Below are 18444 nucleotides of genomic sequence, written 5' to 3' on the forward strand. Positions count from 1 at the left end.
CGGCTGCCGGCTGTCGGCTATCGGTTGCCGCGCGGGCGGAGGACGGGCCGGGGCCGGGACGCCGGACGCGGTTTCGTCGGCTGCTGCGGACGCCGCGGGTGGGGCTGCGGGAAGGACGTGGCTCGCATGTAGTACCTCAGCTGTAGTACTCTGCATGTAGTGATTTGACTGTAGTACTACAGATGAAGTGGTGTCAACAGAGGAGATGTGGATGCGGCAGAACCCGGCCCGGCGGGCGGCGCTCCTGGACGCCGCGATCGAGGTGCTGGCCAGGGAGGGGGCGCGGGGGCTCACCTTCCGCGCGGTCGACGCGGAGGCGCAGGTGCCCGTCGGCACGGCGTCCAACTACTTCAGCAGTCGCGATGAGCTGTTCACGCAGGTCGGCCACCGCTACTACGAGCGGCTCGAACCCGACGCCGCCGTGCTCGACGCGGCGCTCGCCGGGCCGCGGGACCGCGACCGGGTCACCGAGCTCATGCGCGACATCGTCGAGCGGGTCGCCGGCTTCCGGTCCGGATACCTGGCGCTGCTGGAGCTGCGCCTGGAGAGCACCCGCCGGCCCGAGCTGCGCGAGCTGCTCAGCAAGCGGATCCGCGCCGACCTCGACTTCAACATCCGCAACCACGAGGAGTCCGGCCTGCCGGGCGACGCCACCACCGTCGTGGTGCTCTACCTGGCGCTGAACTGGCTGATCCTGGACCGGCTCACGCTGCCCGACGTCTTCCCGGAGGAGCAGTTCGACGACCTGGTCACCGAGGTCGTGGAGCGCATCCTGCCCGGCCCTCGCCGCTCGGCCTGATCAGCACCCGATGATGCTCGCGAGGAGGGCACGCACCTCGTCGGCGCTCGGCGGGTCGGTCGCGACGAAGCAGCGCAGGAACAGCCCGTCCACGGCGGCGGCCACCGCCGCACGCCGCACGGGGTCGGTGACGTGGGGTGCGAGGTAGGCGTCGACCGCGGTCGTCCAGCGGTCGACCTCCGGCTCCAGCTCCGGCCGGTGCCCGGCGAGCAGGAAGAGCTCGTACTCCGCGGCCGCGTGCGCTCGCCGCGCGTCGCTGCTCTCGGCGATCACCCGGGCGAGTGCTGCGATCGGGTCGGGGGCACGTGCGCTCTCGTCGAGCCGGCGCAGGTGGTCGTCGTTGCAGTCGGCGAGCGCCGCGACGAGCAGGTCGTCGATCGCCGGGAAGTAGTAGGTGACGGCGCTCGCCGGGACTCCCGCCTCCTGGGCGACCACGCGCTGGCTCACCGCGGCGACCCCCGCCCGTTCGATCACCCGCATCGTGGCGTCGAGGAGCTGCCTGCGGCGCTGCTCGCCCTTCCGCCTGCGTCCGTCGGTGGTCAGTGCTCCGCTCCCAGTTCGATGGCGAGCACGCCCGCGATCACCAGCGCGACGCCGCCGACCTGCACCATCGTCATGCCCTCCCCGAAGAACGCGGCGCCTGCGATCGCGACGAGCGCGACCCCGGCCGCGGCCCACACCCCGTACGCCACGCCGATCGCCATGCCGCGGGTCAGCGCCTGCGACAGCATGCCGAACGCCACGACGTAGCCGATCACGACGACGATCGACGGAACGAGCCTCGAGAAGCCGTCGGAGAGCTTCAGTGCGAGGGTCGCGATGACCTCCGACAGGATCGCGCCGACGAGGAAGAGCCAGGGCACCGGAGCCTCCGGGGAGAGGAGAGAAACCTGAGCGGATGCTCCAGATACTACTGGAGCGGTCGCTCAGGTTTCTGTGTGCGCTGCGCCATGCTCCGGTCCCCGGCCGGTGCGTGCTGGAATCGTCGCGGTGTCCGACCCACGACCGAGGAGGCCGCGTGCTCACCCCTGCCCAGCTGCTCGACCTCGACCGGAAGCACGTCTGGCACCCGTACTCGCCCATGCCGGGCGTGCGGTCGCCGTACCTCGTGGAGTCCGCGGAAGGGGTGCGGCTGCGGCTGGCCGAGCCGGTCGACGGGGTGCGTGAGCTGGTCGACGGCATGGCCTCGTGGTGGTCGGCGATCCACGGCTACGCCCACCCCGTGCTGGACGAGGCCGTGCGCGACCAGCTCGGGCGGATGAGCCACGTCATGTTCGGCGGGCTCACCCACGAACCCGCGATCCGGCTGGCCACCACGCTCGTGGACATCACCCCCGAGCCGCTGCAGCACGTCTTCCTCGCCGACTCCGGGTCGATCTCGGTCGAGGTCGCGATCAAGATGTGCCTGCAGTACTGGCGCTCGCGCGGCCGTCCCGAGCGGCGGCGGCTGCTCACCTGGCGGGGCGGCTACCACGGCGACACCTGGCACCCCATGTCCGTCTGCGACCCCGACGGCGGGATGCACCACGTCTGGGCAGGCGTGCTGCCGGAGCAGGTCTTCGCCGACGCGCCGCCGCGCGAGTTCGAGCCCGCCTACGTCGAGCACCTCGCGGAACTGCTCGCCCGCCACGGGCACGAGGTGGCGGCCGTCATCGTCGAGCCCGTGGTGCAGAACGCGGGTGGGATGCGGTTCCACTCGCCGCGCTACCTGCAGGCGCTGCGCGAGCTCGCCGACGCCCACGACGTGCTGCTGGTGTTCGACGAGATCGCCACCGGCTTCGGGCGCACCGGGGAGCTGTTCGGCGCCGACCACGCAGGCGTGAGCCCGGACGTCATGTGCGTCGGCAAGGCGCTCACCGGCGGCTACCTCTCGATGGCCGCCACCCTGTGCACGCCGGAGGTGGCCGAGGGGATCTCCCGCGGCGAGCTTTCCGTGCTCGCGCACGGGCCCACGTTCATGGGCAACCCGCTGGCCGCGGCGGCGGCCAACGCCTCGCTCGGCCTGCTCCTCGGGGGCGACTGGCGGGGCGGGATCTCCCGGATCGAGAAGGGCCTGCACGCCGGGCTGGAGCCGGCCCGCGACCTCCCGGGTGTGCGGGACGTCCGCGTCCTCGGCGGGATCGGCGTGGTGCAGCTCGACCACGAGGTCGACATGGCGGCGGCCACCGCCGCCGCCGTGCGGGAGGGGGTGTGGCTGCGCCCGTTCCGCGACCTGGTCTACACGATGCCGCCCTACGTGACGGACGACGACGACCTGGCGCGCATCTGCACGGCCGCGGTGGCCGCTGCGGCCGTGGGCTGAGGTTCCCGAGTCAGAGGATCCCCCGATCATCGCGATCATCGTGCCTCGGAACCAGCCTGTCGATCAGCCGTTCATCGACTTCGTCGAAGTCGAAGGAATCGGGCACCTCGTCGAGCTTCCCCCGCTCGTCTCGTCGCCAGCGGACCCCGGCTGCGTCGGTGAAGGCGATCGCGACGTGCAGTTTGTTCGGGTCCATGTGGAGCGCGTTCCGCTGATCGAGCACGACGCGCAGGGCGTTGGTGAGCTTGCGAGCGGTATCGGCCGGGACGGGACTCTGCGTGCCTCGCTCTATCGCAACCGAGAACGGAGGTTCCTCGCCTGAAATGCGCACTGTGAGGCGGTAGACGGGCAAACCGCTGCTGTTCGCCGCGTGCACGGTCCAGCTGTTCCGGCCGCGATACACCCAAACCGCCACCTTGCTCGCCTGCCACTGGCGTTCGCTCTGCGCTCGCCGACGTTCGTCCTCGGCATGGACGGCCAGCTGACGGTCGATCGCCCGTTGCTGAGTCCGGTAGCCGCGGACGGCCACGATCCCGGCGAACAGGGCGGCACCGAATGCGCCGACCGTGCCTGCGGCGTTCACCCAGTCCGCGATCGACCCGAGGTCCACGGATCGGACCCTAGACGAGTGATCGACGGTGGTCCGGGCGCGCCGGCCGGGCGAGCGTGCACATCGTGCGGGGTCGGTGCACGTGTCCGACGGTGTGTGTGGTGGCAGGAAGGTGTGCACGGTGACGCCGAGACCCGGCGACGGGCGGGGCCACGGCGAGTCGGTCTGCGCGAACGCTGATCACGGCCTCTTGTGCGTTCGCAGTGAAGGACAACTGTGTGCCCCCGACACCGCCGGTCATGGCGTCAAGGCTTCCTGGCTCAAGGTCTGCCTTCCCGGGGCCTCCTGGCGGCGCCGCGCATTGTGCGGGGCCGCTCCTCACAGCTCAAGGGCGCCTTCGGCGTCGCTTCGCGAGCGCTGCGCGCCCCTTGATCTGTGAGCCTCTGCGGCCCCTCCGGGCATGCTTCGCGGGCAGGCCCAAGGGCCTGCCCCTTTGGGCGCGCGGCGCCGCCAGGAGACCGGTCTCGGGCATCTTCCCGCGCTCGCACACCGACTTCTGCGGTGACACACCGATTGCAGTCGGTGTGTGAGGACCGAAGTCGGTGTGTGGCCGACTTCCTCGGCCGTTTTGCCCGTTTCTGTGTGGGAGGGAATCCTCGATCATGTGGTGAGACGGCCTTCGGTGGCGCCGCGCGCCGAAGGGGCTGGCCTGTCGGCCTGCCCGCGAAGCGGGCCCTCAGGGGCTGCAGAGGCTCGCGGGTCAAGGGTCGCGCCAGCGATCGCGGAGCGCCCTTGAGGCGTGAGGGGCGGCCCCGCATGATGCGCGGCGCCACCGAAGGCCTGGTGGAGGTTGACCTGGACGAGCGTGGGGCAGCCGAAGGCCTGGTGAGGCGTGGCCCTGGTGGATGGCGCCGCCACGTCGCTCGCGTGGTCCACGCCGCCCCCACTCAGACCGAGAAGACTTTGGACCAGCCACTGAGCTCCATAGGAGCATCGGAACGCTCGGCGCCGTGCCGTCGTGGTGCTGTCGCGCGGGGAATCGCCCACCGGCGGCGTGCTGACCAGGGCCGATCTGACGGGAACCGATCAACGGAAGGCGGGCACCGCATCGGGGCTGCGTGGCGCACCGCCCGGACGACCATGATCCGAACTGGCGGTTTCCCATGGCTGCCGCAACAACCATGGACGCCCGATAGACCGGATCATGAAGGCCAAGATCGCCTGTATCGGTTGTCCATGGCTGCCGGCACAGCCATAGCCAACCGATACTCCGGATCATGCCCGAGACCACCACTTGACGGAGCCTGGCAAGGGCACCGAACACCCGTGATCACAAAACGTCGCACTACTACTGGCGATGCGGTGCTGCTGGTGAAGCGCAAATCGGCGAGCCGTGGAGTGCCTGTTGCCTCAGCGACCGGATCTTCCGGACGAACTGTCGGACGAAAGCGCCGTTCGTCCAACGGATCGGAGCGCTGTGGTCTCGCCGGACCGATCCCGATGACGCGGGCCGGGGCCGGATCTGATGAGGTAGCAGCTCGAGGGGGGAGCCGAGATGGTGGTGCGTGTTCTACTGCTGCTCGTGGTGGCGCTGTTGGCGGGTGGCGGTCTCACCGCCTGCTCGACGGGGCCCGAGACGGGCGACTGCGTCCAGAAGTCCGACAACTCGTACGCGAAGGCCGACTGTGCGACGGCGTCGCTGCGGGTGCTGGAGCGCTTCGCCGAGTCGTCGGGCGACTGCATCGCCGTGGCCGGGGTGACGGAGAGCTACTCCGACACCGGGTCGGACTCCACGCTCTGCATCGGCCCGCGTGACGTCGACCCGGCCACCGCGATCAACGTGGCGAAGGACGGTGACTGCGTCGTCGGCGTCGCCGCGAACTCCGTGCACCGGGTGGGATGCGCCGACCCGACGGCGGAGGCCGTGGTGCTGCGCCGCATCGAGAACGCCACCACCATCGCCGGCACCGACCAGTGCTCCTCGGTGCCGGGCACGAGCTCCAGCTACAGCTGGGACATGGTCGCCACCGGCGACGACCCGTACGGGCTGAACGCCCTCGAGGGGATGGGCGTCGACCTGCTGTTCTGCCTCGGCCCCGTGGGCGTCGACCCGAACGCATCGCCGGACACCGCGCAGGCGGGCGACTGCCTGGCCGAGACGTCGGGCGACCCCGGGTACGCGAAGGCGGACTGCGGGGCGCCCGACGCCGCGTACCGCGTGGTCGAGCGGGTGGAGGGCGGCTTCCTGGGCATCGACATCGCCTGCGGGTCGGCACCCGGGGCGACGTCGGGGTTCCAGCGCGGCGGAGGCCTGGACAGCTACGTCCTCTGCCTCGCGCCGAACTGATCAGCCCGTTGCGCTACAACCGCCCGTACTTGTTGTAGACGTCGATCACCGGGGTACCGGCCTGCACCTCCTCGCGGACCTTGTCCTCGATGTCCTTGGCTTCCTCGGACTTCGCCAGCACCTCGTCGAGCGCGTCCTTCGGGATGACCAGTACGCCGTCCTCGTCGCCGAAGATCCAGTCGCCCGGGTTGACTCGGACCTGGCTGGACGTGGTGCCGGTCATCGAGATGGGGATCTCGATGTCGTGGATCCGGGAGCGGCGCAGCGACTCGATCGGCGAGGTGTAGCGGGCGAAGACACCGAGCCCGTCGATCTCGCGGACGAGCCTGCCGTCGCGGATCCCGCCGTCGATCACGACGCCGGTGGCTCCCCGGGCGCGGCTGGCGTTGCTCATGAGCTCGCCCCAGATCCCGCTCTGGCGCTCGCCCGCCGCCCCGACGACGACCACGCAGCCCTCGTACATCTGCGTGAACACGCCGAAGTCGGCCAGCTTCGTGTTCTCCGGCATCTCGTCGCGCTCGCGGATGTCGGGTCCCGCCATCACGGTGTAGGCGGGACCGGCCACCTGCATGTCGCGGTCGAGTGGCGCGATGCCGAGGTCGAGGCACTGATGGGGCAGCGCCATCTCGTCCATGATGTCGTAGACCACGGCGGTGTAGAGCGCCTTGAGCCGCTTCGCGACGGTTGCGGTGTCGCTCATTCGAAGATGCCGAAGCCGGGGACGGCGTGCTTGCGGACGCCGTCCATGTCGAGCTCGACACCGATGCCCGGGGTGTCGGGCAGGGTGATGTAGCCGTCCTTGACGATCGAGCCGCTGCCGTCGGGCGCGGTCACGTAGCTGTCCCAGATCTCCCGTTCCTCCAGCGCGTGCCACTCCTGCACGTAGAAGTTGGGGATCGCGCCGCACTGGTGCGCCGTGGCCATCGTGCCCAGCGGCGTGGAGACCAGGTGCGGGGCGAACGGCACGTAGTGCATCTCGGCGAGGTTCGCGATCTTCTTCGCCTCGGCGAGCCCACCGCACTTCGGCACGTCCGGCTCGATGACGTCCACCGCGCCCTTCTCCAGCAGCTCGCGGAAGCCCCACCGCAGGTAGAGGTTCTCGCCTGCGCAGATCGGGGTGCGGGTCTGGGCCCGCACCCGCACCAGCGCGTCGACGTTCTCGGCCGGGACGGGCTCCTCGAGCCACATGAGGTTGAACGGTTCGAGCTCCCAGGCGATCCGGCAGGCGCTCGGCACGTCGTAGCGGGCGTGCAGGTCGATGGCGAGGTCGATGTCCGGCCCGATGGCCTCGCGCACCGCTGCCACCCGTTCCACCATCGAGCGCAGCTCGGAGGCGTTCACGGTGTGGTTGAACGGGTCGAACTTGGCCGGGTGGTGCAGGTCGTCGATGTCGAACTTGATGGCGGTGAAGCCCTGGGCGACCATCCGCTGTGCCCGGTCGACGCAGCCGGCGACGGAACCGGCGGGGTCGTCCCCGTCGCCGCAGTCGGCGTAGAGCCGGATCCGGTCGCGGAACTTGCCGCCGAGCATCCGGTACACCGGCTGCCCGGCCGCCTTCCCCGCGAGGTCCCACAGCGCCAGCTCGATGCCGCTCATCGCGATCACGTAGACGCCGCCCTGCGGGCCGGAGAAGACGCGGCGACGCAGCTTCTCCCAGCACCGCTCGACGTTGCGCGGGTCCTCGCCGATCAGGAGGTCCTTCAGGGAGTTGATCAGTCCGACGACGCCCCCCGCACCCGCGTCCGGGTTCGCCTCGCCGTAGCCCGTGATGCCCTCGTCGGTGTCGATCCGCACCAACGTGGCCTGGCCGTGGTAGGCGACAACCGCCGTCGTGACGTTGACGATCCTCATGCTTCTCCTCCCGGCCCGGTGGGCCGTGTCGTGAACTTCCCTTGTCGGACGAGGTCAGGCGATCAGCTGTCCACCGGACACGTTGATCTCGATGCCGACCGCGTGCTGCGCGCGGTCGGAGGCGAGGAAGACCACCCAGTTGGCCACGTCGTCGGGCTGGCCGATGCGGCCGATGAGGGTGGTCTCGAGCAGGCGCTCACGGGCCCCCGGCTGGGCCATCCACTCCTGCGTCATGGGGGTCTCGATGTTGCCGGGGGACACGCAGTTGACGTTGATGTTGTACGGGGCGGCGAACCGCGCCAGGTCCTTCGTGTAGGCGAGGATCCCGCCGAACGCGGCGTCGTAGCCGGGGATGTTCGCGACCGTGCCGTGCGCCGTGAAGGAGCACATGTTCACGATCTTCCCGTAGCGCCGTTCCATCATCCCCGGGAGAACCGACTGGCATCCCCGGAAGACGCCGGAGAGGTGGCCGTCGATCTGGCGACGCCATTCGTCGTCGTCGGTGTCCAGGTGACCGCTGACCGGTCCCGGGGCGGGGCCTGCGATGTTGCAGAGGATGTCGACCGGGCCGAGGTCCTCCTCGACGGTGCGCACGAGCTCCGACCAGTTGGTCCGGCTCGAGACGTCGAGCGCGTAGCCGCGGCACGCCGCCGACCCGCCGCCGAGCTCCTTCATCGCCGTGACGACGCCTGCCTCGTTGATGTCGGCGCCCGCCACCCGCACCCCCTCGGCAGCGAGCGTCGAGGCGACCGCACGGCCGAACCCGGACGCGGCGCCCGTCACGATCGCCACCTTGCCGTCGAGCGAAAGATCCACGAGTTCTCACATCTCCTTTTCGGCGAAACGGTGCTCAACCACGGACCGCGCCCGCGACGAGCCCCTTGACGAGATAGCCCTGGGCGAACCAGACGAAGAGCAGGGTCGGGACGACCATCAGCACGCCCGCTGCTGACATCGGCCCCCAGTCGATGCCGAACTGGGTGACGAAGTTGGTGAGGCCGACCGGGAGCGTCTGGGCGGCCTCGCTCGAGGTCAGGGTGAGCGCGATGAGCAGGTCGTTCCACGTGAACAGGAAGGTCAGCACCGCGCTGGCCGCGAGCCCGGGGCCGATCAGCGGGGCGACGACGAACACGAGCTTGCGGACCACCCCCGCGCCGTCGATCTCGGCCGACTCCTCGATCTCCTTCGGCAGGTCCTGGATGAACGCCATGAGCAGCCAGATCGCAACCGGCAGCTTCGAGGCCGCGTGCGTCAGGACGAGCCCGAGCACCGAGTCCAGCAGGCCGATCTGGGAGAACACCGCGAACAGCGGGATGGCGAGTGCGATCACCGGGATCATCCGCATGATCAGCAGCACCGTGATCAGGACCTTGACCCCGGGCAGCCGGAACCGGGCGAGGACGTACGCGCACGGCAGCGCGAGCACCATCACCAGCGCCACCGTCGCGAGCGAGACGACGATCGAGTTCCAGACGTAGTCGGCCATCTCGTACTCGGTGAAGACGGTGACGTACTGGTCGAGCGTCACCGTGCTCGGCAGCAGCTGGACCGGCACCGCGAACAGCTCGTCCGAGGTGCGCAGGGACGTGAGCAGCAGCCAGACCAGCGGGAAGATGGACAGCAGGACCACCAGCACGAGCACGACGTAGCGCGCCACGAGACCCGCGCTGGCGCCCGTGCGGCGCGGGCGGACCGGCGTCGGCCTCGGGGTCCTATCGAGGGTCATGCCTGCCATGCCGACCTCCGTGCGGTGAGCCGCGGGATCCCGTAGAGGAGCGCGAGGACGAGGAGGGACATGACCAGGGCCACGTACGACACGGCCGCGGCGTGGCCGAAGTCGACGCTCTGGAACGCCAGCTTGTAGGCCTCCACGGTGAGGAGGTTCGAGGCGTTGCCGGGCCCGCCCTGCGTCATCAGCCAGACGACGTCGAAGGTCCGGAACAGGTCGATGATCCGGATCATCAACGCGATGACGACGACCGGCCGCATCAGCGGCAGCACGATCGCCCAGAACGTGCGCCACGCCGATGCGCCGTCCACCGCCGCCGCCTCGAGCGGCTCCCGCGGGATCGCCTGTAGCCCCGCGAGGAACAGCAGCACCAGGAGCGGCGTGTTCTGCCACGCGCTGGCGATGATCACCGAGACCAGCGCCCACCCGGGGTCGGACAGCCACGGGATCGCCGGGAGCCCGAGCCGGACGAGCACGCCGTCGATCAGTCCGTACTGCTCGTTGAACAGCCACCGGAAGTTGAGGCCGACCACCGCGGGCGCGACCATCGGCGGGATCAGCAGCAGGGTGCGGGCCGGTCGCAGCCCGCGCAGCTTGCTGTTCAGCAGCAACGCGATCGCCATGCCGCCGACGACCTCGATCACCAGCGACGCCACGGTGAAGACCACCTGGTTGCGCAGCGTCTGGCCGAACGAGGTGCCGGTGAACAGGTCGCCGTAGTTGCCGAGGCCGACGAACGGGCTCTCCGCGGTGTTCAGGTCCCACCGGAAGAAGCTCATGACGAACGAGTGGCCGAGCGGGTACAGGAAGATCACCAGCATGAGCAGGATCGCCGGTGCTGCGAGCGTGTAGCCGGTGAGCCACTTCGGTGTCACCCGCGAGTGCCGGGTGACCGGCGCTCGCGGGCGGGTCAACTGGGAGGTCGCCATCGTCAGCGCAGCGCCCCCGCCTGCTGCAGGATCCGGGTGCTCTCCTCGGCGGCCGCGTCGAGCGCCGCCTGGGGGCTCATCTGGTCGCTGAGTGCGTTCTGCACCGCCGTCTGCACGACCGTGGAGACCTTGTCGAAGCCGGGGACCTTCGGCCACTCCTTGCCGTTCTCGATGGTGGTGCGCAGGTCGGAGAGCCACTGTTGCTCCATGCCCTGCGCCTGGCCGATCACCTGGTCGGCCGTCGACACCCGGCTCGGGTAGTTCTTGAACTCCTTGTACTGGTCGACCAGGGCCTCCGGGGTGACCGTGAACCGCAGGAACTGCGCGGCGGCGTCCTTGTTCCGGGAGTACTTGTTGATGGCGAGGGCGTGCGAGATCGCGCAGGAGGTGCCGGTCTTGTGGCTCGGCATCGGTGCCGTGGCGAACCCCTGCGACACGGTGGACAGCGACGGGTCACCGAAGCTCGCGAACGCCCCCGGCCAGTCGAAGACGGCGGCGGAGCTGCCGTTCGTGAAGCCCGCCGAGTTCTCGTTCCACTGGTAGGTGACCACGTCCGACGGCGTGATCCGGTACTTCTGGATGAGGTCGCGGTAGAACGTGAGCGCCTCGACGCCCGCGGGGGAGTTGAACGTGACGTTGTTGTTCTGGTCGAGCCACTCGCCGCCCGCCTGCCAGAGGAAGTCGGCGAACTGGCGCTGGGCCGGGTCGCCCTGACCGGGTAGGACCAGGCCGAACTTGCCGCCGCTCGTGAGCTGCTGCCCGATGGTCACCAGCTCTTCCCACGTCTTCGCGGGCTGCACGCCCGCGGCCTCGTAGAGGTCGCGGCGGTAGTATTGGGTGCGCGCGTCCATGTTGCGCGGGATCGCGGCCAGCTCGCCGGTGGCGGGGTTCGTCAGGTACTGGATCGCGACGGGGACGAAGTCCGCCAGCTCGGCGGTGTCGAAGTAGTTGTTGAGCGGCTCGAAGTGGGGGAAGAACGCGCCGATCTGCGCGGTGTGGGTGCTGTAGACGTCGTACTGCGTGCTGCGCGCGGCGGCGAGCGTGATCTCCTTGGACGTGAGCGGCGTGAACTGGAGCAGGTCGTACTTGACCGTGATCCCGGTCTGCTGCTTGAACGCGGACGTGACCTTCTCCCAGTAGGCGGGGTAGCGGTCCCCGCCCGTGATCAGCAGGGCGTTGATCTCCGTGACGTTCCCGCCGGACTCGCCACCGCCGCACGCGGCGAGCAGCGGCGTGGCCGCCGCGCCTGCGGCGAGCGCGAGCGAGCCACCGAGGAACCGGCGCCTGCTAAGGGCACTAGACATCGTGCGCACCTCCCATGGAAACCTCCTCGTCGAGGTCTTTCACCTGCCCTTGTCGATAGCTCCGGGCGGCCCACGTGGGCCTGCTCGCGCGGGTCGGCGACCTCGAACCCGTCGTCGGTCCGGACGCGGGCGAGGAACTCGAGCCTCGTGTCCACGGTGCTCGCCCCCTCGGGTCGCCGGCGCTGGCAGGGATGGCGGTGATGGACCGCCAGGGCGGAACTCCTCTTCCCGCGGACCAGGAGTTTTCGCTGGTGGGGGGTTGAGGATGACAACTTGTCCTATAAGCTGATGACATGCACAGGAGACAAGAGTCCGCGGACGCTGTCAAGGTCCGGACTCTCCCGGTGCAGGTGGCGGCCCACCTGACCCGACGCATCGTCAGCGGTGAGATCAGCGAGGGCAGGGCACCGTCCGAGCTGGACATCTCCCGCGAGTTCGGGGTCTCCCGGGTCGTGGCGCGCGAGACGCTCAAGATCCTCGCGTCGCTCGACATCGTGGACATCGCGCAGGGGCGGCGGGTCACGGTCCGGCCGCGCGCCGAGTGGGACTACCTGAGCCCCCTGCTGGTCGAGTGGCTGCCCGAGGAGCTCGTCGACGAGCTGCTGCAGGAGCTGCTCCAGGTGCGGGTGCTGCTGGAGCCGGAGCTGGCGGCGATGGCGGCCGCCAGCATCACCGACGAGACATTGGCCCGCCTCCGCGCCGAGCTCGACCGGATGGCGGGGCTGGAGGACGATCCCGAGGCCTACCTCGAGGTCGACCACGAGTTCCACATGGAGATCTGCCGGGCCGCGAACAACCGGATCCTCGACCGGATCATGTACTCGGCCCGCTGGCTGGGCACCGCCAGCCGCCGGGTCACCAACCAGGGCAGCCCGGACAGCCTGCACCTCGCCACCGAGGCGCACGCGCAGGTCTACGCGGCGCTCGAGGCGCGCGACCCGGACGCGGCGCGCGAGGTCATGCGTGCCCACCTGCTGAAGAACTCCGCGATCCTCGCGGCGAAGGAGCAGCAGACCAAGCGTGCGGCCGGCGAGTGGGACGGGCCCGCGAGGGACGTCAGCAGCCAGTAGCGGCCGAGCGGCACGCCGCCCGACGAATTCCGGAACCGACGACGAGGACGGGACAGCATTGGCAGTGAACGAGGCTCCGATCCGGCTGGGCGTGATCGGCACCGGGCTGGCCGTCGAGCAGCTGCACTGGCCCGCGCTGCGCCGGATGCCCGACCGCTTCGTCGTCACGGCGTTCGCCGACCCGTCACCCGAGCAGGCGGCGCGGTTCGCCGCGTACAGCGGGCTCGACGGGTCGCGTCACCACACCGACCACCGCGACCTGCTGGCCCGCGACGACGTCGACGCGGTACTGGTCTCGGTGCCGATCCCGGTGCTGTACGGGATCGCCCGTGACGCGCTGCTCGCCGGCAAGCACCTGCTCTGCGAGAAGCCGACCGGCACCGACGAGGAGCAGGCCAGGGCGTTCCTCGACTTCGAGGGCGAGTTCCCCGACCGGATCGTGCTCGTCGGCGAGAACTACTTCTACCGCGACGACATCCGCCACGCCCGCGCCCTGCTCGACGACGGTGCGATCGGCAAGCTGCACCTGATGGCGTACCGGCGCGCCGGGCAGATGGTGCCGCGCGAGGGCCGGTTCAACGGCACGCCGTGGCGACGCCGGCCCGAGTACCGCGGCGGGGTCCACCTCGACGCAGGCGTGCACGACATCGCGCAGATCCGCATGCTCTGCGGCGAGGCGGTACGGGTGCACGGGGCCGTGCAGTGGGCCAACAGCACGATCGACTCGCCGTCGGACCTCGCCCTGAACCTGACGTTCGCCTCCGGCGCGATCGGCAACTACACGGCCTGCTACTCCGAGGTGCCCGTGCCGCCGGAGCCGAACGACATGCGCCTCTACGGCACGGAGGGCGTGCTCGTGCTGTCCGGGCCGGAGGCCGAGCGGCGGGTGACGCTCACGCGCGCGGACGGCACGACGACCACGGCCGTCTTCCGCGGGATCGACAACGGCTACTACGGCGAGCTCTGCGACTTCGCCGACGCCGTGCAGCACGGCCGCCCCGTCGTGGGCACGATCGCGCAGAGCGTGGCCAACATGCGGATCGTCCTCGCGGCGCTCGACTCGGCCGAGCAGGCCGCCGTCGTCCCGCTCGACACCCCCCGCGAGGGCGGGGTGCCGCTGTGGCGCCCCCTCGGCGCCGAGGGCCTGTTCGACGGCCTTCCCGGTGAGCGCGAAATATCCGGTCTGTGAGCGTTGACACCCGACCGGGCGTCCCCCTAGTGTGACCGCCGTCGCACTACGTGGCATTCCGTTTCGCTAAGAGAAACGGATGCTCCCGTCGGTTGCACCGTTGCCCCGTCGGTACGCGTCCCAGTGCGGGGACGTGGGAGGAGTGGTCATGGCACTGCGGACCGGACCCGAGTGGTCGAGGCGGAAGTTCCTGGGGATGAGCGCGCTCGGCGCTGTGGGGCTCACCGCCTGTGGCGGTGGCCCACCGGCCGCCCCGCCGGTGGAGGTGCAGGTCCCGCAGGCGATCCTGGACGCCGCGGCGCCCTACCGCGGCGGCTCGGTGGGCATGCTCTCGCAGAAGCTGTACTCCGAGGCCGCCAACCAGGCCCTCGACCGGTCACTCCAGGCCTTCGCGCAGGCCACCGGCACCACCGTCCAGAACGACCTGGTGTCGGGCGACGCCGGCGACATGGTCGCGAAGATGGACGCCGAGGTGAGGGCCGGCACCACCCGGGACCTGGCCTTCATGAACGACGAGCGGTTCGTCGGCCAGCTGCAGAACCTCGGTGACCTCGAGGACGTCACCGACGTGGTCGAGGAGATGAAGGCCCTCTACGGCGAGCCGGCGACGGAAGCCAGCAACTTCTGCGTGTTCAACGGGCGCTGGTTCGCGATCCCCTACCACTTCATCGCTGCCGGGATGTTCCTGCGGAAGGACTGGTACGCGGAGAAGGGGCTCCCGATCAAGTCCACCTACACGTGGGAGGAGCTGCGCGACAACGCGCTGGCGGTCTCGGACCCGGCGAAGCGGCGTTTCGGGTGGGGCATCACGATCAACCGCTCCGGCGACGCCAACGGGTTCATCGAGTCCGTCATCAACTGCTACGGCGGGGCGATCGCTGACAACACCGGGCAGAAGGTGGTCTTCAACTCGCCCGAGACCGTCGAGGCCGTCACGTTCATCGGCGACATCTACACGAACCCGAAGTACGAGCCAATGCTGCCGCCCGGGATCGCGAGCTGGACCGACACCGGCAACAACGAGAACTGGCTCGCGGGCATCATCGGCGTCACCAACAACCAGTACAGCATCTACGCCGACTCGAAGACCAAGGGCAACCCGGTCTACGCGAACACCCACCCGTTCAACGGGGCCATCGGTCCGGCCACCGACACCCCGATCGCCTTCGGCTCGTCGAACTCGTTCGTCGTGTTCAAGGGGGCGAAGAACCCCGACCTGGCCAAGCAGGTCGCGAAGTTCATGGTCAGCGGCTCGGCCCTGCTCGGCGTCGCGAAGGGTGCGCCGTGCCTGGTGAACCCCTCGTGGGAGAAGGTGTGGGACTCCGACCCGTACTACACCGACGGTGACCCGGCCTACGCGGCGATCCGCGAACAGACCAAGACGCCGATCCCGTTGACCACCGCCACCGGCTACGCGTTCCCGCAGCCCCCGAGCCCCGGCGAGCAGGCCGCCGTGGCCGCCTACCTGCTCACGGACATGATGCAGGCGGTGGTCCAGGGCACCGCCCCGGCCGAGGCCGTGGCCACCACCCACGACCGCATGGTCCAGATCTTCGAGCAGCAGGGCTACAAGCAGTGACCGTGCTGCGCCCGCGGCCGTCCCCGACCCCCTCGGCGGCCGCGCCGGCGTCCTCGCTCAGCGGCCTCCAGCGGATGCTCGGGCGCGACTGGCGGCTCGCCACGGCCTTCCTCGCGCCCGCCGGGCTGCTCATCGCGGCGCTGATCCTGTTCCCGATCGTCAGCTCGATCGTCACCAGCACCACCGAGCGGCACGGCGCGGACACGGTGTTCGTCGGGCTGGACAACTACACCGCGCTCGTCGACGATCCCGTGTTCCACACCGGTGTGCTCAACTCGTTCGTCTTCACCGCGTACGCCGAGATCTTCAAGGTCACGCTCGGCCTCATCGCGGCGCTGATGCTGCACCACATGCGCAAGGGCCGGGCGGTCATCGCCGGCATCATCCTGCTGCCGTGGGTGGTGCCGACGGTCGTCACCGCGTTCACGTGGCGCTCGCTGTTCGACCCGATCTTCGGCAGCGTCAACGTGGTGCTCACCGACTCCGGGATCGGGCCGATGCTCGCCGCGATCGGGCTCGTCGACAGTTGGCCTGCCGAGTGGCTGTCCGACCCCGCGCTCGCGATGCCGGCGGTCATCCTGGTCAACGTCTGGAAGGGCATCCCGTTCTTCACGGTGACCTTCCTCGCCGGGCTCAAGGCGATCGACAGCACGCTGTACGAGGCGGCCATGGTGGACGGCGCCACCCCGTGGCAGCGCTTCCGGCACGTCACCCTGCCCGGACTGCGCCACGTCATGATCGTGACGGTGTTGCTGTCGTCCATCTGGACGTTCAACAACTTCGACCTGATCTGGCTGATGACCCAGGGCGGGCCCGGTGACGCCACCGCGCCGTACGTGATGGTGGCCTACTCCAAGGCCATCCAGCAGCTGCAGGAGGGCGCCGGTGCCGCGGTCACACTGGTGATGCTGCCGATCATCGGCATCCTCGTGGTCATCCTGGTTCGGATGATGCGCCGCAGCGACGGGCCCGGCACGGCCGACCTCGGGCGCAGCCGGCTCACCCCGGCGCAGCGCAAGGCGATGCCGTGGGTCGTCGTCGCCGTCTCGACGCTGCTGCTGATCTGGGCCTCACCGCACATCGTGTGGAAGGCCGCGCTCGTACTGGGCGTGTTCGTGCTGCTCGCAGCGGTGATCGGGCGGGTCGTCTCCACGCTGGCCGCGCGGGGCAACAGCGTGGCGGCGCGCCTGGTCAACGGGGTCGGCTCGGGGGTCGCGCTCGTCGGGTTGCTCGGGTTCGTGCTCGCCCCGCTCTACTGGATGACGGTCACGGCGTTCAAGTCCGACGCCCAGATCGTCATGCGCACCGACGACCTGTGGCCCACCCCGTGGAGCACCGAGCAGTTCACGAACCTCTTCTCCGGCCGGGCGTTCGGCACCTGGTACGTCAACACGGTGCTGGTGGCCGTGGCGTCCACCCTGATCGCGCTGGTGTGCGCCGCGCTCGCCGGCTACGCGCTGGCGCGCCTGAAGTTCCGCGGCTCGGAGAGCTTCACGGTGACGATCCTGCTCACCTACGTGATGCCGGGTGCGCTGCTGTTCATCCCGCTGTACCAGATGATGAGCGGCGTCCGGCTGAACGACTCGCTCTGGTCGCTGGTGATCACGTACCCGACGTTCACGCTGCCGTTCGCCACGTGGCTGCTCGTCGGCTACTTCAAGTCGATCCCGGCCGACCTGGAGGAGTCGGCGCTCGTCGACGGCTGCACGCGGTTCGGTGCGTTCGTCCGGATCGTGCTGCCGCTGGCGAAGCCGGGGTTGCTGGCGGTCGCCCTGTTCACGCTCACCAACGCGTGGAACGAGTTCCTCTTCGCGTTCGTCTTCATCACCCGCGACGACTACAAGACCTTGCCGGTCGGCATGCAGTCGATGATCTTCGGCGACGTCGTGCCACAGGGCCAGCTGGCGGCGGCCTCGCTGCTGATCAGCATCCCCGTGGTGCTCATGTACGCCTTCGGGCAGCGGTTCCTGACCGAGGGTCTGACAGCGGGTGCCGTGAAGGGATGACTTCAGCGTCATCGGTACAGCCGGTTCGCAGGGGGCGGGCCAGCGCGGCCGGGACGTCCGTGGAGAAGGCCATGCGGATCCTGGAGGCGCTCGCCGTGCCCGACGGCCCGCACCGGCTGATGGACGTGGCCGAGCGCGCGGCGGTACCGCGCTCCACGGCGTACCGCGTGCTGGCCACGCTCACCGCCGAGGGGTTCGCGGAGAACTGCGGCGACGGGCGCTACGGCGTGGGGGGCCGGCTGTCCGGGCTCGGCGCGCGGATCGTGTCGGTGATGTCGGCCGGCGCGGGGCCCGCCCTGCGCCGGCTGCAGGAGGGTGCGGGCGGCAACACGGTGCACCTCGCGGTCCGGGTCGGTGACCACGCCGTCTACCTGCACAAGGTCGACAGCGACAAGCCGTACGAGATGCGGTCGCGGGTGGGCAACCAGCTCATGCTGCACTGCACGGCGATCGGCAAGGCGATCCTCGCCCACCTGCCCGCCGCCGAGGTGCACGCCGTCATGGCCTCCGCCGGAATGCCGGCCAGGACGCCGGCCACGATCACCGACCTGCCGGCCCTGCACGCCGAGCTCGCCGCGATCCGCGAGCGCGGTTACGCCGTCGACAACGAGGAGAACGAGGCCACCGTGCGCTGCCTCGGCGCGGCCATCCTCGACCGCGCCGGACGGCCCCGCGGCGGGGTCAGCATCTCGACCGTGACGTTCGCGGTCGACCGCGCCGAGCTGCTCGGCTACGCGCCGCTCCTCATGACCACCGTCCAGGGAATGACCGAACTCGTATAGCAGGAAG

General features: G+C 69.9%; 17 protein-coding genes. 8 read left to right on the forward strand and 9 right to left on the reverse strand.

The features are described from left to right. The first annotated feature begins 211 nt into the window (after window positions 1-211). Complete coding sequence (locus FB388_RS38155) at window positions 212-799, forward strand: TetR/AcrR family transcriptional regulator (RefSeq protein WP_142107487.1); 588 nt, start codon at window positions 212-214, stop codon at window positions 797-799. Here the strand turns inward: FB388_RS38155 and FB388_RS38160 are convergent, their stop codons facing one another. Continuing rightward, window positions 800-1342: a TetR/AcrR family transcriptional regulator gene (locus FB388_RS38160; RefSeq protein ID WP_281290537.1), complete on the reverse strand. Its 543-nt coding sequence runs from the start codon at window positions 1340-1342 to the stop codon at window positions 800-802. Next, window positions 1339-1662 carry a DMT family transporter gene (locus FB388_RS38165; protein ID WP_142107489.1) on the reverse strand — a complete coding sequence of 108 codons (324 nt, stop codon included), beginning with the start codon at window positions 1660-1662 and terminating at the stop codon, window positions 1339-1341. The genes FB388_RS38160 and FB388_RS38165 overlap by 4 nt, the downstream gene beginning before the upstream one ends. A 155-nt stretch (window positions 1663-1817) precedes the next feature. On the opposite strand from FB388_RS38165, the gene FB388_RS38170 reads away from it, so the two are divergent. After that, a complete protein-coding gene (locus FB388_RS38170; protein ID WP_281290529.1) occupies window positions 1818-3101 on the forward strand; it encodes an adenosylmethionine--8-amino-7-oxononanoate transaminase in 1284 nt (427 codons plus the stop codon). A 10-nt stretch (window positions 3102-3111) separates the two neighbouring features. Here the strand turns inward: FB388_RS38170 and FB388_RS38175 are convergent, their stop codons facing one another. After that, window positions 3112-3711: a hypothetical protein gene (locus FB388_RS38175; protein ID WP_142107491.1), complete on the reverse strand. Its 600-nt coding sequence runs from the start codon at window positions 3709-3711 to the stop codon at window positions 3112-3114. 1495 nt (window positions 3712-5206) lie between these two features. On the opposite strand from FB388_RS38175, the gene FB388_RS38180 reads away from it, so the two are divergent. Further along, window positions 5207-5998 carry an LppU/SCO3897 family protein gene (locus tag FB388_RS38180; protein ID WP_142107492.1) on the forward strand — a complete coding sequence of 264 codons (792 nt, stop codon included), beginning with the start codon at window positions 5207-5209 and terminating at the stop codon, window positions 5996-5998. 13 nt (window positions 5999-6011) lie between these two features. On the opposite strand, the gene FB388_RS38185 is transcribed toward FB388_RS38180, so the two are convergent. From FB388_RS38185 to FB388_RS38210, 6 genes are read right to left on the reverse strand one after another with little or no spacing between them, the layout of a single operon-like run. After that, on the reverse strand, window positions 6012-6698 hold the full coding sequence (locus FB388_RS38185) for an RraA family protein (RefSeq protein ID WP_142107493.1): 687 nt from the start codon (window positions 6696-6698) through the stop codon (window positions 6012-6014). After that, on the reverse strand, window positions 6695-7849 hold the full coding sequence (locus FB388_RS38190) for a mandelate racemase/muconate lactonizing enzyme family protein (RefSeq protein ID WP_142107494.1): 1155 nt from the start codon (window positions 7847-7849) through the stop codon (window positions 6695-6697). The genes FB388_RS38185 and FB388_RS38190 overlap by 4 nt, the downstream gene beginning before the upstream one ends. A 54-nt stretch (window positions 7850-7903) precedes the next feature. Continuing rightward, entirely contained in the window at window positions 7904-8665 is a 762-nt protein-coding gene (locus FB388_RS38195) for an SDR family NAD(P)-dependent oxidoreductase (protein ID WP_142107495.1), read from the reverse strand. Window positions 8666-8699: 34 nt separating this feature from the next. Further along, window positions 8700-9575 carry a carbohydrate ABC transporter permease gene (locus tag FB388_RS38200; protein ID WP_142107496.1) on the reverse strand — a complete coding sequence of 292 codons (876 nt, stop codon included), beginning with the start codon at window positions 9573-9575 and terminating at the stop codon, window positions 8700-8702. Next, window positions 9572-10453, reverse strand: a complete 882-nt coding sequence (locus FB388_RS38205; protein WP_170226012.1) for a carbohydrate ABC transporter permease — start codon at window positions 10451-10453, stop codon at window positions 9572-9574. The genes FB388_RS38200 and FB388_RS38205 overlap by 4 nt, the downstream gene beginning before the upstream one ends. A gap of 56 nt (window positions 10454-10509) precedes the next feature. Further along, on the reverse strand, window positions 10510-11811 hold the full coding sequence (locus FB388_RS38210; RefSeq protein WP_142107498.1) for an extracellular solute-binding protein: 1302 nt from the start codon (window positions 11809-11811) through the stop codon (window positions 10510-10512). A gap of 293 nt (window positions 11812-12104) precedes the next feature. Between FB388_RS38210 and FB388_RS38215 the strand changes: the two genes are divergently transcribed. From FB388_RS38215 to FB388_RS38235, 5 genes are all read left to right on the forward strand, one after another. After that, window positions 12105-12881 carry a FadR/GntR family transcriptional regulator gene (locus tag FB388_RS38215; protein ID WP_246122814.1) on the forward strand — a complete coding sequence of 259 codons (777 nt, stop codon included), beginning with the start codon at window positions 12105-12107 and terminating at the stop codon, window positions 12879-12881. Between the two features lie 64 nt (window positions 12882-12945). Next, on the forward strand, window positions 12946-14070 hold the full coding sequence (locus tag FB388_RS38220) for a Gfo/Idh/MocA family protein (protein WP_246122815.1): 1125 nt from the start codon (window positions 12946-12948) through the stop codon (window positions 14068-14070). Window positions 14071-14218: 148 nt separating this feature from the next. Next, complete coding sequence (locus FB388_RS38225) at window positions 14219-15649, forward strand: extracellular solute-binding protein (RefSeq protein WP_142107500.1); 1431 nt, start codon at window positions 14219-14221, stop codon at window positions 15647-15649. Between the two features lie 2 nt (window positions 15650-15651). Further along, window positions 15652-17655 carry an ABC transporter permease gene (locus FB388_RS38230; RefSeq protein ID WP_246122816.1) on the forward strand — a complete coding sequence of 668 codons (2004 nt, stop codon included), beginning with the start codon at window positions 15652-15654 and terminating at the stop codon, window positions 17653-17655. Then, window positions 17652-18437 carry an IclR family transcriptional regulator gene (locus tag FB388_RS38235; RefSeq protein WP_142107502.1) on the forward strand — a complete coding sequence of 262 codons (786 nt, stop codon included), beginning with the start codon at window positions 17652-17654 and terminating at the stop codon, window positions 18435-18437. Before FB388_RS38230 ends, FB388_RS38235 begins: the two co-directional genes overlap by 4 nt. Window positions 18438-18444: the final 7 nt, after the last annotated feature.

Source organism: Pseudonocardia cypriaca (assembly GCF_006717045.1).
Lineage (GTDB): Bacteria > Actinomycetota > Actinomycetes > Mycobacteriales > Pseudonocardiaceae > Pseudonocardia > Pseudonocardia cypriaca.

What these genes read in the sequence shown, in the direction of transcription:
- FB388_RS38155 (WP_142107487.1), top strand. Translation starts at nt 212, where the DNA reads ATGCGGCAGAACCCGGCCCGGCGGGCGGCGCTCCTGGACGCCGCGATC.
- FB388_RS38180 (WP_142107492.1), top strand. Translation starts at nt 5,207, where the DNA reads ATGGTGGTGCGTGTTCTACTGCTGCTCGTGGTGGCGCTGTTGGCGGGT.
- FB388_RS38185 (WP_142107493.1), bottom strand. Translation starts at nt 6,698, where the DNA reads ATGAGCGACACCGCAACCGTCGCGAAGCGGCTCAAGGCGCTCTACACC.
- FB388_RS38190 (WP_142107494.1), bottom strand. Translation starts at nt 7,849, where the DNA reads ATGAGGATCGTCAACGTCACGACGGCGGTTGTCGCCTACCACGGCCAG.
- FB388_RS38200 (WP_142107496.1), bottom strand. Translation starts at nt 9,575, where the DNA reads ATGACCCTCGATAGGACCCCGAGGCCGACGCCGGTCCGCCCGCGCCGC.
- FB388_RS38210 (WP_142107498.1), bottom strand. Translation starts at nt 11,811, where the DNA reads ATGTCTAGTGCCCTTAGCAGGCGCCGGTTCCTCGGTGGCTCGCTCGCG.
- FB388_RS38215 (WP_246122814.1), top strand. Translation starts at nt 12,105, where the DNA reads ATGCACAGGAGACAAGAGTCCGCGGACGCTGTCAAGGTCCGGACTCTC.
- FB388_RS38225 (WP_142107500.1), top strand. Translation starts at nt 14,219, where the DNA reads ATGGCACTGCGGACCGGACCCGAGTGGTCGAGGCGGAAGTTCCTGGGG.
- FB388_RS38235 (WP_142107502.1), top strand. Translation starts at nt 17,652, where the DNA reads ATGACTTCAGCGTCATCGGTACAGCCGGTTCGCAGGGGGCGGGCCAGC.